General features: G+C 74.6%; 15 protein-coding genes. 2 read left to right on the top strand and 13 right to left on the bottom strand.

Annotation, left to right across the window (positions count from 1 at the left end; all coding sequences use genetic code 11):
• Positions 1 to 37: 37 nt before the first annotated feature.
• Complete coding sequence (locus tag HUT12_RS09280) at positions 38 to 850, top strand: BTAD domain-containing putative transcriptional regulator (protein WP_161595076.1); 813 nt, start codon at positions 38 to 40, stop codon at positions 848 to 850.
• Between the two features lie 62 nt (positions 851 to 912).
• Here the strand turns inward: HUT12_RS09280 and HUT12_RS09285 are convergent, their stop codons facing one another.
• The 13 genes from HUT12_RS09285 to HUT12_RS09345 all read right to left on the bottom strand — a co-directional run bounded on the left by HUT12_RS09285 (position 913) and on the right by HUT12_RS09345 (position 14,413).
• A complete protein-coding gene (locus HUT12_RS09285; protein ID WP_176093114.1) occupies positions 913 to 2,154 on the bottom strand; it encodes a zinc ribbon domain-containing protein in 1,242 nt (413 codons plus the stop codon).
• Positions 2,141 to 2,716 carry a phage tail protein gene (locus HUT12_RS09290; RefSeq protein ID WP_176093115.1) on the bottom strand — a complete coding sequence of 192 codons (576 nt, stop codon included), beginning with the start codon at positions 2,714 to 2,716 and terminating at the stop codon, positions 2,141 to 2,143. Before HUT12_RS09290 ends, HUT12_RS09285 begins: the two co-directional genes overlap by 14 nt.
• A 28-nt stretch (positions 2,717 to 2,744) precedes the next feature.
• The gene (locus HUT12_RS09295; RefSeq protein WP_131055026.1) at positions 2,745 to 4,694 is read right to left on the bottom strand and encodes a putative baseplate assembly protein; all 1,950 of its coding nucleotides are present in this window, start codon (positions 4,692 to 4,694) and stop codon (positions 2,745 to 2,747) included.
• Complete coding sequence (locus HUT12_RS09300) at positions 4,694 to 5,116, bottom strand: GPW/gp25 family protein (protein WP_176093116.1); 423 nt, start codon at positions 5,114 to 5,116, stop codon at positions 4,694 to 4,696. Before HUT12_RS09300 ends, HUT12_RS09295 begins: the two co-directional genes overlap by 1 nt.
• A 5-nt stretch (positions 5,117 to 5,121) precedes the next feature.
• Complete coding sequence (locus HUT12_RS09305; protein ID WP_176093117.1) at positions 5,122 to 5,475, bottom strand: PAAR domain-containing protein; 354 nt, start codon at positions 5,473 to 5,475, stop codon at positions 5,122 to 5,124.
• Between the two features lie 13 nt (positions 5,476 to 5,488).
• On the bottom strand, positions 5,489 to 7,306 hold the full coding sequence (locus tag HUT12_RS09310) for a VgrG-related protein (protein ID WP_176093118.1): 1,818 nt from the start codon (positions 7,304 to 7,306) through the stop codon (positions 5,489 to 5,491).
• A gap of 3 nt (positions 7,307 to 7,309) precedes the next feature.
• On the bottom strand, positions 7,310 to 8,059 hold the full coding sequence (locus tag HUT12_RS09315; protein WP_217705965.1) for a LysM peptidoglycan-binding domain-containing protein: 750 nt from the start codon (positions 8,057 to 8,059) through the stop codon (positions 7,310 to 7,312).
• A gap of 1 nt (position 8,060) precedes the next feature.
• Positions 8,061 to 8,489 carry a phage tail protein gene (locus HUT12_RS09320; RefSeq protein WP_131055016.1) on the bottom strand — a complete coding sequence of 143 codons (429 nt, stop codon included), beginning with the start codon at positions 8,487 to 8,489 and terminating at the stop codon, positions 8,061 to 8,063.
• Positions 8,486 to 11,632: a hypothetical protein gene (locus HUT12_RS09325; protein ID WP_176093120.1), complete on the bottom strand. Its 3,147-nt coding sequence runs from the start codon at positions 11,630 to 11,632 to the stop codon at positions 8,486 to 8,488. The genes HUT12_RS09320 and HUT12_RS09325 overlap by 4 nt, the downstream gene beginning before the upstream one ends.
• A 6-nt stretch (positions 11,633 to 11,638) precedes the next feature.
• Positions 11,639 to 11,797, bottom strand: a complete 159-nt coding sequence (locus tag HUT12_RS09330; RefSeq protein WP_162854369.1) for a DUF6760 family protein — start codon at positions 11,795 to 11,797, stop codon at positions 11,639 to 11,641.
• Positions 11,794 to 12,276, bottom strand: a complete 483-nt coding sequence (locus HUT12_RS09335) for a hypothetical protein (protein WP_131054090.1) — start codon at positions 12,274 to 12,276, stop codon at positions 11,794 to 11,796. The genes HUT12_RS09330 and HUT12_RS09335 overlap by 4 nt, the downstream gene beginning before the upstream one ends.
• Positions 12,277 to 12,362: 86 nt before the next feature.
• Complete coding sequence (locus HUT12_RS09340; protein ID WP_131054089.1) at positions 12,363 to 12,806, bottom strand: phage tail protein; 444 nt, start codon at positions 12,804 to 12,806, stop codon at positions 12,363 to 12,365.
• A gap of 50 nt (positions 12,807 to 12,856) precedes the next feature.
• Entirely contained in the window at positions 12,857 to 14,413 is a 1,557-nt protein-coding gene (locus tag HUT12_RS09345) for a phage tail sheath subtilisin-like domain-containing protein (protein ID WP_176093121.1), read from the bottom strand.
• Between the two features lie 240 nt (positions 14,414 to 14,653).
• Between HUT12_RS09345 and HUT12_RS09350 the strand changes: the two genes are divergently transcribed.
• Positions 14,654 to 15,628, top strand: coding sequence for an alpha/beta hydrolase (locus tag HUT12_RS09350; protein ID WP_131054087.1), 975 nt, complete (start codon positions 14,654 to 14,656; stop codon positions 15,626 to 15,628).
• Positions 15,629 to 15,684 lie beyond the last annotated feature (56 nt).

Genomic DNA, 15,684 nt, shown 5'->3' on the forward strand with positions numbered 1-15,684 from the left:
GCACGGCGACCGATGGGGGACGGAGGAGTTCCGGAAGATGAGGTATTCGAGCCATCAGCCGCTCCGGGGACGGGCGGTCGAGGAACCGGGGTCGACCGCTGCGCAGCCGTCGGACGCCGCACCGCTCGTGGTCCGCTGTTTCGGCGGGTTCCATCTGGAGATCCCGGGGCGGCGGCTGGAGTGGACGACGGTACGGCCGAGGGTCCGCGCACTGCTGCGTTTCCTGGCCGCCCACGGTGGTCGGCCGGTACACCGGGAGACCATCCTGACGGCGCTCTGGCCGGAGCTGCCGGTCGGGTCCGGCATCCGCAACCTGCACGTCGGCGTCTCCACGTTGCGGGCGTTCCTCGAACCGGGCGTACGGCGCGGCGAGTCCCGGTTCGTGCGTCGGGACGGCGAGTCGTACCTGTTGGACCTGCCGCGCACCGCCCGCTGCGACGTGCGGTCGTTCGAGCACGCGGTGGCGGTGTGGCGTCGCGACGTGGGCGCGGGGCAGCGGGGCGTCGCGACGGCGGCCCTGCGGGAGGCCCTCGCCCAGTACACCGGTGACCTGCTGCCGGAGGACGGGCCGGCGGAGTGGGTGGTGGCCGACCGGGACCGCTACCGCACGTTGGCGGCGGAGGCGGCGGCGACACTCGCCGCGCGCGAACTGGAGGCGGGCGATCTCGCCGGGGCGGCTGCGGCGGCCCGACGCGGGCTGGAGATCGACGGGTTCCGGGACGACGCGTGGCGGGTGCTGGCCGAGGCGCACCAGCGCTCCGGGGACACGGCTGCGGCGGCGCGGACGCGCTGCGCGTACGACCGGGTGCTGCGCACGCTCGGGGTGCCCGAGTCGGCCCGCGCGGCCTGAGGCCCCGCGCGGCCTGAGCGCCGCACGGGCATCGGGGTGCCGTGCGGGGCGACGCGGCACGCTCAGGGGCGGCGGAAGAACTCCACCTCGGCGATGGCGGTCCGACGGCCGGCGGCGCTGCCGTAGCTCTCCCGGACGGTGAGACGTACCCGCACCACGTCGTCGACGACCTGGTGGAAGGTCTGCGGGCCGGCCTGGTCGCCGAGCTGGAGCGTCCGGGTCTCCGAGGTGCCGCCGCCGGTCCAGAGCATCAGTTCCAGCACCGCCGGGCGGGCCTGCCGCAGGAACACGTCCCGTTGCGCCGAGACGCCGGAGTGCACGATCAGGTCGAGCAGCCGGAACGGGGAGGCGAAGGTGAGTTCCACGTACTCTCCGGCACCGGTGCCCTCGGCGGTGGGGGACCAGTAGCTGTTGCTGAGTCCGTCGACGACCGCCTCCGCCGGGTGACCGCCCGCCTGACTCGACGCCTGGACCGACACCGGGCTCACCGGCTGCGGGTCGGCGAGCCGGTCCCGCACGGCGTCGCCGGCCTGGGGACCGAAGCGTGTCACGCCGTACGCGAGCCCGGCGAGCAGGGCGACGACGAGCAGCAGGGCGGCGAGGCGGCGTACCAGACCCGCGACGCCGGAGCGGGGCCGGAACATCCAGTTCGCGGCCCGGAGCACGGCTCGGCGCAGGCGACGCCACCACGACTCCCGTCCGGACGGGCCGGTCCGGGCGTCGAGGGCGCTCCCGCACCGTCGGCAGAACCTGCGGCCCGGCGGGTTACCGGTCCCGCAGACCGGGCAGACGACGTCGCCGGCATCGTCCTCGGTCGACGGTGGGCGTTCCCGGACGACGGGCCGGCGGGTCGACGGGCGGGCCGGCTGGACCGCCTCCACCACCTCCGCCGGGGCCTGCTCGGCCGCCGGGGCGGTCGCTGCCCACGCGTCCACCGTGGTCGCCGGGGCCGGCGCGCCGGCCGGGGTCCCCGGGGTCGTTCCGGCCGCCGGGGCGTCGTCGGCGCCGCTTCTGGGGGAACGGGTGTCGTCGGCGGTGGTCCCGGGGGAACGGGTGTGCGCGGTGGCGGTGTCGGCGGCCGGGGACTGCGCGGTGTCGGGGTCCGGTGCGTCGAACCACGGCGTCGGGTCGCCGGGGCCGTCACCGGTGCCCGGGTCGGGCGCGGTCGGGCCGGAACGGGGCGTGCTCGACGGCCGGACGGGCGGGGGCGCGTCCGCGGACTGTTCCCAGTCGAGGAACGATCCGCAGACCCCGCAGAAGGCGCTGCCGGGTTCGGCCGGTACGCACCGCTCACAGCGCTCCATCGTCGTCGCCTTCCGCCGGCTGCCCGCCGGCGACGACCCGGACCGTGCAGGGTACGTGCGCCGGCCGGTTCGCCTCCACCAGGGCGCGTAGTGCGTCCAGCGGCACCCGGTCCGGCTCGGCGACCCGCACCGTCACGGTCAGGGCGGGCGTCGCCGTACCCGGCAGCGGCCCACCGGATGTCGACGACCAGGCCGTGCCACCGTTCTCGGTGATCTCCGGCCGGACTCCGAAGATCATCTGCACCTGCTCCGCCAGGCCCTGCGCGGTGCCGCGTACCCGGTGTCGCGCCACCGCACCGGCGACCGCCTCACGGCGCTGCGTCAGCGTCCAGCCCGGTGCCGTCTCGGCCGCCACCCAACCGGCGAGCCAGTCGACGAAGTCGGCCGGAGCCAGCCGGGGGTCCAGATAGGCGGCGAGGTTGTCCAGCGTCGCGTGCACCGGCGCCAGCACCTCGTCGAAGGCGGCGAGCAACCGACCGGCCACCTCGTCGGTGGCGTAGATCGCCGGCAGCCGGCGGCCGAACGGATGCGGTGTGCCGAGACCCGCCACCGTGCCGCGCATGGGACACCCCTCTCCGGTCCGGGCGGACCTAGCGTTCCTCGATCCGGACCTGGTGTTCGTAGGAGAAGGCCAACGCGTGCGGGTCGAGGTCTACCCGGGACGTGGCCGTGCCCCGTCGGCCGGTGAGCGGGTCGGCGGGGAAGAGCAGGACCTCCTCCAGCAACGCGACGCCGGGCAGCGGCTGGAGCACCCCGAAGAGTTCGCCGGCCTGCACCGGCCGCCCGAACGGCCAGCCCGTCCCGTCCGGGCCGCCGCGCAGCGGGTTGAGGTAGCCGTAGAGCGCGTCGAGCACCGCCGTCCGGATGCGCCCGGCCGTCGCACCGGGCCGGGCGGTCAACCGGACCGCCACGGTGACGCCCTGGTAGAAGGGCGGTTCCACGCTGAGCCGTACGCCGATGGGCCTCCGCGCGTCCAGGTGTGCGGCGATGGTGGCGAGCATGTCGTCGGGCGGGATCAGCTGCTCGAAGCGAAGCTGCTCACCGGCGTCCGCGACCGCCTCCGGCACCACCAGCAGGCGTACGCCGCCGGAGTCGGCGCCGTCCCCGGCGGGCAGGCAGCGGATCCGGGCGGCGGCCGGCACGGCCTGCCCGGCGATCAGCTCGTAGTCCCGGGCGGTGACGGCCCGGTCCTGTGCCCGCAACTGCACCGGGCCCCGCTGCCGGGCACTCTGCACCGACTCGCCGTCCACCCCGCCGAGGGCGGCCTCCCGGTTCTCCACCCGGCTGACGTACGGCACCGAGCTGCGCAGCATCGAGATCGCGCCCCGGGCCACGTTCCCGCGCCGCCCACCGCCGGTGCGGTAGCGCCGGACCCGCAGCCGGGCGCCGTTGGGCGGCACCGCGCCGTAGCGGCGCAGCGTTCCGTCGGGTTCCCGGACCGCCGGCCCGAACGCCACCTCGCCGGTGGTCCGGTCCACGGTCACGCAGCGGTCGTCCGGACCGGTGGCGCCGAACGCGTCCACCTCGGTCCACTCCTGCCAGCCGGTGCCGTCGGAGACCTCGACCACGAACGGCTCGTCGTCGGGGAGCACCGGCGGGCGGGCCACCCGCAGGTGCAGCCCCGGCACCCCCTCGGACTCGCCGAGGAACTCACCCACCACCGTCTCGGCGTGCACCGCCTCGACGGTGCCGCCGATGGTGAAGGCCGTCGCGGCCCGGATCGTCGGGGACGCCGAGTAGAACGGCTGGCCGGGTTCGGCGGCGACCAGCCGGCACCGCAGCCAGCCGGCCCGCTGGCCGCCGACGGTGGAGGTGGTGTGTCCGGCGGGTACGTGCAGCACCACGTCTCCGGGCCGGTTGAGTCCACCGGTGGAGTCGCTGTCCACCTCGCACTCCGTCCAGCGCGCGCCGTCCCATGCCTCCCAGCGCACGGGCGGCTGCCGGGGGTCGACGCCGATGCCCTCGACCCGGCTCTCCAGCCGCAGCACCACCGTGCAGGACGGGACCGCCGCGTCCAGGCCGAACAGCACCGCGTCGCCGGCCGTGGGCGGGGTGCCGAAGCAGGCCACGTCCCGGCCGTCGCGTACCTGCTCGGTGCGGTCGGCGGCCTTGCCGTCGGCGGGGTGGACGCGCAGGTGGGCCAGCTCGCACGGCACGATCGCCAGGTCGGTGACGGTGGCGAAGACGATGGCCTCCTCCGTCTCGGTGCGGATCGTGCCGGCCTCGGTCCCGGCCCGCAGCAGCACCGTCTCGGCCTGCGGGGCGGCGAGCCAGAAGGAGAGCGCGGCCCGGGCCGCGGTCGGCGGGAAGAGGCGTACGCCGATCAGGTCGAGGAAGGCCAGGTAGTTCTTCTCCGGCACCCGGTTCAACCGGTACAGCAGCTCGTCGGTCATCTGCGCGAACGCCTCGACCAGCGTGACCCCCGGATCGGAGACGTTGTGGTCGGTCCACTCCGGGCAGCGCTGCTGGATGAAGCGTTTGGCGTCGTCCACGAGGTGCTGGAAACGCCGGTCGTCGAGGTGGGGTGCGGGCAGGACCATCAGTACGTCGCCTCCACCTCGGCCCCGTCGTGCGACGGGATCACGTAGAACGGGAAGACCAGGTTGCGGGGATCGTTGGTCCCGCGCAGCACGTACCGCAGGTCGATGTAGAGGGTGCCGGCGGTCACCTCGTCGAAGCCCACGAGGACGTCGGTGACCTCGATCCGGGGCTCCCAGCGGTCGAGTGCGGCGCGTACCTCGAAGGCGACCTGCCCGGCGGTGTTCTCGTCGGCCGGCGCGAAGACGTAGTCGTGGATGGCGCAGCCGAACTCGGGGCGCATGGGTCGTTCGCCGGGGGCGGTGCCGAGGATGAGCCGGATCGCCTCGACGATCTCCCGCTCCCGGTTGACCAGTGCGATCCCGCCACCGGCGTCGAACCGGAGCGGGAACGCCCATCCAGCGCCGATGAACTGCTCCGCCACCTCGCTCAGCCCCCGATCGTGACGTTCAGGGCACCGGTCAGGATCGTCGCCGAGCAGGTGGTGCGGTCGCCGACCCGGGCGGCGGGGAAGCCGCCGATCAGCACCAGCCCGCCCGCCCGTGGCGGGCTGGGCATCACCACGTTGCCCGGGCCGAGGACCAGGTGCGGTGGCGGGACCGGGCAGGTGCACACGGTGCCGACCACCGCCGCCGGTCGGCCACCGATGAGCACGCTGGCCACGCCGAGCAGGGGACCGGGCGTCGGCGGTGGCACCCCGGGCAGACCTGCGGCGGGCGGGCCGACGCTTCCGGTGGGTACGCCGTGGCCGATCCTGTCCCCGACGCGGGCTGCTGCTGGCATCGCGTTTCCCTCCTCAGTTGATCCGGACGATCTGGCCGGAGATCGACACGCTGCCACCGGTGAGTTTCAGCTCGCCGCCGCCGGCGTCCACCGACACGCCCCGACCGGTGACCGAGACCGGCCCGCTCGACTCGACCGAGACACCCCCGGTGCCCCGGACGGTGAGGTCGGTCTTGGCCTCGATCACCACGCTGCCGTCGCTGCGGACGATCACCGAGGTGCCGGCCCGGTCCAGGTGCACCAGCAGGTTGTCGGTGCCGCTCTGGGTCCGCAGCCGGACCCCCTGGGCCGCTGCGGCGACGGTCGGCCCGTCGAGCAGTTCCACCCAGTTGCCGGTGGTCCGCCCGCCGGCCGCCCGGCCCTGACGGGAGGCGAACGAGAGCCGGTTCACCGCCCCGCTCGTCGGGTCGACGAGTGGCCCGTCGTGCGGCGACGGCTGGTCGACGCCGTTGTAGAGCCCACCGATGACGTACGGCCGGTCGAGTAGTCCCTGCTCGAACCCGACGAGCACCTCGTCGCCGACCTCGGGGCAGCAGACCCCGCCGCCGCCGGTCCCGCCCAGTTGCACCGTGCGGACCCAGTCGGTCTCGTACTCGTCGTCGAGCCAGGGGAAGCGCAGCTTGACCCAGCCCCGGTCCCGGCGTTCCGGGTGGTTGCGGTCACGGGTGGCGTTGGCGTCGGTGACCACGCCGATGGCCAGCCCCGGCATCCGTGACCGCAGCGCCGCCGGGGTGCCCCCGGTCAGGCCGCCGAGCGACCGGTCCTGGGCGCCGCTGACCGTCAGCCAGGTCTCGTAGAACCGCGCCGGTCCGAAGACGTGTCGGCTGGCGGTCACCGTGTACTTGCCGACGAAGGGCTTCCCGACGCCGCTGAGCGTGAACGGCACGCCGGTGCGCAGCAGCGGGTTGCCCCGGACCGCCACCTCGAGTTCGGCGAAGCCGGTCGCCACCTGGGCGGCCAGTGAGCGGGACACGGTGTCGACCTCGGCCGCCGTCTCGTACGGCACGTCGGCGACCAGCATCTCGGCGGTGCCGAACCCCTCCGCCACCTCGCCTGCGGTCACCGGCAGCCGCACCTCGTCGCTGTCGCGTACCCGGGTGCGGCCGATCACCGGCTGGCGGGTACGGCGGTCCCAGCCGCGTACCTCCACGTCGGTGAACTGGCCGACCGAGGTGACGGTGGCGTGCATGGTGAGCACGTTGCCGTTCACCTCCGCCACGAAGTCGCTGCGTTCGGCGGGTGTCTGCGGGCCGGGGGCGGAGGCGGCGCGGACCGGCCGGCGGAACTCGAACTCGCCGTCGACCATCGCCACCTCGGCGTCGTTGTCGGCGGCCAGCATCCGGAGGAACTCCCAGTCGCTGACGTTGGGCTGCGCCACCACCTCGTAGACCACGGTGGTGGGATCGATCCGGCCGATCGGCAGGCCGGCGAACCGGGCCAGCTCCCGGGCGATGTCGGACGCCTTCCGGTTGAGGTAGCGGGCCACCCGCCGGCCGCGCCGCAGCCGGTGTGACAGGTCCAGGGCCCGGATCGTGGTGTACGTGCCGGTGCCGTCGAACTCCGTCTCGACGGTGACCACCTCGCCGGTGAACAGCGCGGTCTCGCCGTTGCGGTCACCGGGCCGGACCGCCACGGTCACCTGCTGGCCGATCGTGATGCCGACCTTCTGCACCAGCAGCGAACCGGGGTCGCGGTAGCGCAGGGTGGCCACCGCCGGCATGTTGACGCCGTCCTCGACGCAGCCGTACGCCAACTCGTCCGGCCAGGGGTCGGGGAGTTCCGCCGAGGGCAGGCCGATTTTGAGGATGTTGGTGAGGGTTCCGGTGGGCACGGGCTACCTGCCTTCCGTCGCGGAGCCGGACCCGACGGGTGCCCGGGACAGTGCGGCGGGGACCTCGTCGGGGGCGGGCAACAGCAGCTCGGTGCCGGGCGGCAGCCGGCTCGGGTCGTCGATCTCGTTCGCCTCGGCGATCACCCGCCACACCGTCGGGTCCCCGTATTCACGATGGGCCAGCAGCGGCAACGAGTCGCCGTCCACCACCCGGTGCACGCGGCGCGCCGACCGGGTGCCGGAGGTCGGGTTCTGGGCCGGCTTGCTGCCGCTGATCTCGGTCAGGTTCACCGCGCAGGTCGCCCGCAACGGGGTCCCGGAGCTGTCGAACAGCGTGTACGTGGCGGTGACCTGGCTGACGTACGAGTAGAACGAGACGGTCTGGAACTGACCCCAGGTGAACTTCACCCACGGTGGCGAGGGCGCCTTCGCCGCGATGCTGGCGGTCGTCGGCGTACAGCAGGAGAGCAGGCTCTCGACCCGCTGCTGCACCGTACGGCTGTGCGTGTCGGTCACGTCGAGGAAGACGGTCAGCGCGAGGCTGCGCGGCTCCGAGCCGGTGAACTCCGGGATGCCGACCTGCTCGGCGCCCCGGACCACGTGTGGGATCCAGGAGGCCGACTTGGTCAACGTCAGCTCGTTCGGGTTGAACATGAAGGTGATCGGGCCGCCGAGCGACCCGCCGGGGCGGTTACCGCCGCCCAGCGGTGGGTTGTAGCGCTGGAGGAACGCGGAGACCTTGCCGGTCGGCACGTCAGCCCACCTCCAGGAAGCCGTGGTAGGCGAGTTCGATGCTCTCCGTCGCCGTCTCCGACCGGGACGGATCGAAGGACGGGCCGGTCCAGCGGACCAGGACGACATCGGCCAGTCCCCACTGGACCAGCAGGGCCCGGTCCGGCCGCAGCGCCGCGATCTGGGCGGTGCCCCGGGTGACGCCCTGCGGCAGTTTGGCGAGCATCCGGGCCACCTTGGCGGTGTCCGGGATCAGCGGTCGGGTGAGGGTGACGTTGGTGTAGCGCACCCGCGACGGCAGTTGCCAGACGAAGCCGTTGTTGCCGCCCTCCTGGTGCTGCTCCACCTCGACCTCGCAGCCGAGCCCGTCGCACGAGTTCCAGTCGCCGAGGTCGATGCCGTCGATGCGGAGCCGGAAGTGGACGCTGGTGCCGGGATCGATGTCGCTCACCGCCCACCGTCCAGCCACCGGCCGGAGCGTTCGCGTCCCCGTCGGAGTTCGGTCCGCAGCAGCCGGGAGATCGGTTCGACGAGGCGGTGGGCGAGTTCGTCCAGGGCCCGCCGGTCGAGGTGGTGGAACCGTTCGGCGCTGTCGCGGTCCTCGCGTCCCCCGTCGCGCCCCGTCTGGGTGGTGGCGTCCCGGGTCGTACCGGTCGAGCCGGCGGCGGCCGTCGCGGTACGGGTGGCGGTCGAGGAGCCGGCCGTCACCGGTCCGGTCCGTTGGACCGTCCGGGCGGGATGCGGCGCCGTCGACGTGCTGCCGCGCGGGGTGCGCTGGACCGGTGCCGCGGTGCCGGTGGACGTGCTGGTACTCGCCGCGCGGGTCACGACCGGGCGCGGAACCGGGCCGGCGGGCACCGACGCGGCGACCGTGAAGGGTGCCGGGCTCGGTCCGGCGACCTGTCGGGCCGGTGGTCGGCCCGGGGGCGGCGCGGTGGCCGCAGTGGTCCGGGTGCCGTGGCCGGCGACTGGTGCGACTGGTGCCGCCATCGTGGGCGCCTCCCTGGTGCTCGCCGGAGTTCGGCTGGTCGTGGTCGCCGGTCCGCCGCCGGGTGACCGCGTCCAGCGGACCGGCACCGCCGGTCCGGCCGAGGTGCGGGCTCCGGTCGGCGTTCGGTCCGGGCCGCGTCGGGGCGCCGCGCCGAGCCCGGACCGTTGCAGGACCGGTGTCAGGGGCCGCTCGCCGAGAAGCGGGGCGTGACGCGCCCGCCGGTGCGTCGGGCCGGGTGCTCCGTCCGTCGCACCGGCCCGCGTCGGCGCCGGACCGGCACCCGGAGCCGTCGGACCCCCTGCCGTCGTCGAGGCGGCGACCGGGGCGTGCGGTCGGACGACCGGCGTCCCCGGCACGACGGTCGGCGATCCGGGGCGCGGTCGCCCGGCCGCCGCCGGAGCGGACGGCTCGGCGGGGTACGACACGGGGCGCGTGGCCTGCTGTGCGCCGCCGGGACGGTCCGGGTGTGCCGGGGACATGTCCGTGGACGTACGGGCCGCCGGTGACGTGCCGTGTGGGCGGACCTGGGCCGTGCCCGCCGACGGCGTGATCGCGGCCGGTGCGGAGACCGCCGGCGGTGCCGGACGGTGGGCGGTGCCGCCGGAGCGGGGCGAGGGATCGGCGGTGGCCTGCCGGGGCGGGGCCGACGTGGCGGCTACCGGCCGGGCCACGATCCGTGGTGGGGGCGCGTCCGGGGCGAGCGGCGTCCCGAGGCCCACCGGCGGGTGGGGGGGAGGTACCGGCGGACCGCTCCGACCCGCCGGTACCTCCCGGAGCGGTGACCGACCCGGGCCGGACGGCCCCGCTCCGGCTTCCGACCTCGACGCTCCCGCACCGGGTGGCCGTGCCGCCGGATCGGTTTCCGGTCGGCCGGTCACGGTCCGGTCGGCCGGTGCGGCGGTCGGGGACTGCGGACCGGCCCCGGCGCGTACGGCGGGGCCGCCGTGCCGGTGCACCGGTGGTGTCGCGCCGCCTCGGGGCGCGGCCGGAACGGTGCCGGCCGCCGAACCTCCATGGTGGCCGGACGTGGACCGCTGTACGGCGGGTGCCGGGGTGCCGCCGGTCGTGCCGGACGGCGCGGCACCGGAGCCTCGCCCCCCTGCCCGGGGCCGTGGCTGGTCCGGGGCGGGACGACGCGCGGACAGCACCGCCGGTGGCGCGTCCGGATCGGGCGCCGGCATCACGACGGGCTCGCCGAGGCCGATTCGCGGGGGAGCACCACCGACCCGGGGCTCCCGCGAGACCGGGCCCGACCCAATCGACGGGCCCGACCCAATCGACGGGGCAGACCCGGCCGACGGGGCAGACGGCGGGCCGTGGCGGGTCGGTGTGGCAGTCGACGGGTCGCGGCGGACCGGTGCGGCGGGGGCCGGCGCGTTACCGGACGGCGCGGTGGGTGCCGAGGCAGCACCGGCCGGCGCGGGGTACGTCGAGGCGCTGCCCGTTGACGCGGGCGAGACGAAGACGCTGCCGGTCGGTGTGGGCGAGGGCGCGCCGCCGCCGGAGGGGGCGGGTGAGGGCGCGCCGCTGGCGGTCGACGTGGCAGTCGGCAGGTCCCGACGGGCCGGCGCGGTCTGCACCGGGACGCCTCCGGTCCGCGCGGCGGCGGGCAGCGGGTCGTGGTGGCGCGGCGCGGTCGGTGCCGGGGCGCGGTCGGTCGACGCGCGGGGCACCGGAGCGAGACGGGCCGACGCGGCACTGGTCGACGCGGCACTGGTCGACGAGGCGGCGGTCGGCGCGACGGTGGTCGGTGTGACGCTGGTCGTTGCGGTGCTGGTCGTTGCGGTGCCGGTCGGCGCGGCAGTCCTCGGCGAGGCGGAGGCCGGTGCTGCGGAGGTCGGTGTGGCCGAGCGGGGCACGGCGGGGGCGGTGCGCGCGGCGGTGCCGGGAGCCGGTGCGGCGGAGCCGGTGGAGTCCGGGCCGGACCGGGAGGCGGTGACGGGCGTTCGGGCGAGGTCGGTGGGGCCGGACTGCCGGGCGGGCACTCGACGCGGTGGCGTGGTGGCCGGGGCGAGCGTCAACGGCGTACCGGCGCGGCGGGCCGGGGCGGGGCGGACCGGTCGGGGCGCCACGGCGGTGGCCGGCGTCCGGGCCGGGCCGTCGGGCGACGGACCGTCCGCTCCGGGCGGCGAACCGGTGGCGGAGGCCGACGGTGTCCGCAGGTCCGCCGGGAGCGCCGGACCCGGAGCGGCCGGGGAACCGGCGGCGGCGTGGCGTTGCACCGGCAGGGCGGGACCGGCGGTGGCCGGGTGCTGCCCGGACCGGGGGGAGGCGGTGGCACGGACCGGCGTCGCCGCCGTCGCGGGCACCGGGCGGAGCAGGTCGTGTGCCAGCCCACTGGGCGCGTCGGGACTGACCAGGTGGTGCAGCGGACGTCGGGCGGTGGGGTCCTGCCAGGTGGCCAGCCGGTGCCGGAACCCGACCGGGTCGCTGATCGGCATCTCGACGCCGGTGACCAGGCCGTCCATCGGCGGTACGCTCCGCCAGCCCCGGCCGTCGACAACCGCTGCGGGGGGCGGGTCAGCGACCGGGGTCGGGTCGACCGCGAGGGGGTCGGGCCGGTCCGCTCCGCGCCACCGCCGGAGCAGGTCGCGTACGCCCATCGTCGATCACCGCCCCTCGTTGACACGCGTGTTGATGGCGGCGATCTCCGCGACGTAGCGCCGCCGTTCGTCGTGGCGCAGGTCGAGGATCTCGTCGCGGGACCAGTGGAAGTGGTAGGCGACGTACGCGACCTCCTCGTAGAGCCGGTCGGTCGCGTACGTCACGATTCCCCCGGGCGACCACCGGCCAGGTCCACCTCGAAGTCCGAGGTGCAGTGCGGGCAGGTGACCGCGGCGCGGGTGTGCCCCTCGGCGTTGATGCGGCGGTAGAAGTCCTGGAGGAAGGTCAGGTCCGAGGCGAACAGCCGTTCCACGTGTTCGGCCCGTACGTCGGTGATCGTGCCCAGCCGGGTGACGACCATGCTGAGCAGCACCACCGACAGGTATGCGGGGTTGTCCTTGACCCGCAGGTCGACCAGCGGACCGAGTTCGTCGCGGGCGGTCGCCAGCCGCATGGTGCCGTGCCGGTGCAGGGTGCCCGCCTCGTCGACGTAACCCCGGGGGAGTTCGAAGGAGAACTCGGTCTGGAGCCTCGGCGGCTCGGGCGGTGGTGCGGCCCGGCCGACCGGGGCGGCCCCGGGGTCGGAGTCCGAGCCGTCGAGCGGCTCCTCCGGGGCGGTGTACGAAACGGTTCGTCGTCTCATCCGACCTCACGGCGTGCGGACCCGGCCCGAGTCGGGCCGGGAGTGGCCGCCGCTACCTCCCTTCACGCGGTCCGTGGCGGTGCACCTCAGGAACTGGTGATTTCCTCGAAGACGATGGTGATCTTCTCGGTGGCCGGGGACGTGTCGCCGGCCCGCAGGCTGGGGCCTTCCCACCGGCTCACCCAGGCGTTGCTCAGGTCCCAGCGGCGCTGCTCAGAGTTCTCCGCGTCCACCACGATCACGCTGATGTTCTGTCGGGCCGTGTTGATCGCGCCCTTCTCGTACGTGTCCTTGATCCATTCGGTGAAGGCGCTGCTCTTGTCCAGGCCACGGGTGATGGTCACCTCGCCGCCCTTCCGGGCCCCCGGGATCTTGCGGATGATGTACTCCCCGGTCGGGGTGACCTGGGTGACCTCGATCGCGTCGAGTTCCACGGTGAGGCCGCTGACCTCCTGGACCGATTCGACCCGTGCCTTGCCCAGTTCCACCTGGAACCGGTGGGTTACGAAGGTGTCGCCCGTCTCCGCCATCGCTGGCTACCGTCCTTTCCTTGCCGTCACTTGGGTGGGTACGCGTCGGGTCATTCGGAGACGAGGCTGGTGCTGTCGGAGTACTGCGACATCCGGAAGACGACGAACTCGGCGGGCCGCACCGGGGAGACGCCGACCTCGCAGACCACCCGGCCGAGATTGACCGACTCCGGCGGGTTCGTCTCCCGGTCGCACTTGACGTAGAACGCCTCGGAGGCCGTGCTGCCGAAGAGTGCCCCGCCGCGCCACTCCTCGGTGAGGAAGGCGGCGATGTTGCGCCGGATCGTGCCCCAGAGCCGCTCGTCGTTCGGCTCGAAGACGGCCCACTGGGTGCCGAGCAGGATGGACTCCTCGATGTAGTTGAACAGCCGGCGCACGTTGATGTAGCGCCAGGCGGGGTCCGAGGAGAGGGTGCGGGCGCCCCACACCCGGATGCCGCGACCGGGGAAGGTCCGGATGCAGTTCACGCCGACCGGGTTGAGCAGGTCCTGCTCGCCCTTCGTCACCGAGTTCTGCACCTCGATCACGCCCCGGAGCACGTCGTTCGCCGGTGCCTTGTGGACGCCGCGCTCCGCGTCCGTACGCGACCACAGGCCGGCGACGTGCCCGCTCGGCGGCAGGAACCGGTGCTGCCCGCTGGCCGGGTCGAACACCTTGACCCAGGGGTAGTAGAGCGCGGCGAACCGGGAGTCGTACCCGGCCTCCTCCTGCCGCCAGGTGAGCACCTGCCGGGCGGTCAGCTCCGGCGGCGGATCGAGCAGCGCCATCCGGTCGCCCATCTGCTCGCAGTGCGAGATGACCGCCAGTTGGACCGCCTTGACGTCCTCCAGGCTGATCCGGCCCTGCTGGTACGCGCTCATCAGGTCGGGTACCGCGATCATGGTGATCTCGTCGACCGCCTCCAGCCCGCCGAAGCCGGTCCGGGCGTCGGCGTCACCGACGTAGTCGTCGGCGGAGATCCGGGCGGGCAGGCCGGCGTCCTCGGCCGGCACCGGCGGTACGCTCACCGACTGTTTGGAGGGCCGGGCCAGCGAACTCGCCGGTGCCGCCTCCTCGACCGCGATCAGCTTCGACCGTTCCCGCACCTGGTTGACCACGTACGCCTTGGTGTTGCGCTTCGCGGAGACGTCGAACGCCTCCCGTTCCGTGCCGCCCTGCCGGACGACCAACCGGAACCGGTCCTCCGGCACGGACTCGCCCTCGACGTCGGCCACCTCCACGGTCAGCTCACCGGCGTCACCGGAACCGGGCAGCGCGGTGACGGTGAAGGTGCCGAGCGCCACCGACGGCCCGGTGACCGTGCGGCCCGCCCTGGTCGACCCGGTCGCCTCGGTCGCCGCCTCCGGGGCACCGACCCGCACCACGTAGCAGATGCCGCCGCCGTTGGCGAAGTAGCCGTACACCGCGTGCGCGAGGTAGGCGTCGTCGAGCGCCTCCCCGAACGTCTGGACGAACTGGCTCCAGTTGGTCACCAGGGTCGCGGTGTGGAACGGCCCCCTGGCGGCGAAGCCCACGAAGGCGGCGACGGCGGTGCCCACACCCTCGATCGGGCGCGAACCGCTCGGCACCTCCTCCACGTACACCCCGGGTGACAGGTACGACGGCATGACACGCTCCCTCGGGCACGACGGCGATCCGTGAGGAGAAGTCTGGTCACGCCCGGTGGCGGCAACCATGACTCGACGGGCGGGCGGCGGGGAAGCGGCCACTACCCGAAGGGGCAGTCCACCGGGAGTGCCGTCAGATGGCGGATGTCTTTCCGGACGGGGGCCGGAGAGGCTCCGCGTACCCGGGGGACACCCCGGAGTCTCCGCCGCGTTCGCGGCCCGGATCCCGGGAGTGGTCGGATGCCCATCCTCAGGCGAGACGTCCCCGCCGGGATCGTGCTGGAACCCGCCGCCCGACGGTTCGCCGAGGCGACCGCGCGACCGCCGTACCTGCACGAGCTCGGGCCGGAGCGGGGCCGGCGGGTCCTGGACGACCTCCAGTCCGGGAACCTCGCCAGGCCCGACGCCGACCTGGACGAGCGGGTGGTGCCCGGCGGGCCGGGCGGCGAGATCGCGGTCCGGGTGGTCCGACCGGCCGGTGCCATCGGCCGGCTGCCGGTGATCCTCTATCTGCACGGCACCGGCTGGGTCCTCGGCAACTGCGGCACCCACGACCGGTTGGTCCGGGAGTTGGCCGTCGGCACCGGTGCCGCCGTGGTCTTCCCGTACTACAGCCTCGCGCCCGAGGCGTGCTACCCGGTGGCGGTCGAAGAGTGCCACGCGGTGCTGCGCTGGCTCGCCGGACCGGGTGCGGCCGACCTGGACGGTGAGCGGATCGCCGTGGCCGGTGACTCGGTGGGCGGCACCCTGGCGACGGCGGTGACGCTGCTGGCCAAGCGGCGCGGCACGCCACGACCGGTCGGGCAGGTGCTGTTCTATCCGGTCACCGACGCCCGCTTCGACACCGCGTCGTACCGGATGTTCGCCGAGGGCTTCCACCTGCGCCGGGACACCATGCGCTGGTTCTGGGACCAGTACGCGCCGGACGAGGCGGTGCGGGCCGAGGTGGCCGCCTCGCCGCTGCGGGCAGCCCCGGAACACCTCGCCGGACTGCCGCCTGCGCTGGTCGTCACCGCCGAGGCCGACGTGCTGCGGGACGAGGGCGAGGCGTACGCCCACCTGCTGCGGTCGGCCGGTGTGCAGGTCTCGGCGACCCGCTACCAGGGGGTCATCCACGACTTCGTGATGCTCGACGCGTTGCGCGGCACCGAGGCGGCCGAGGCGGCCATCCACCAGGCGGTCACCTTCCTCAAGCGGGTGCTGCGGCTGGCCTGAGCGGTGCGCCGCCGATGCCCGCCCGCGTCGCCGGCACTTCCCGATCCGACCCGGGT

This window comes from Verrucosispora sp. NA02020 (assembly GCF_013364215.1).
Classification (GTDB): Bacteria; Actinomycetota; Actinomycetes; order Mycobacteriales; family Micromonosporaceae; genus Micromonospora.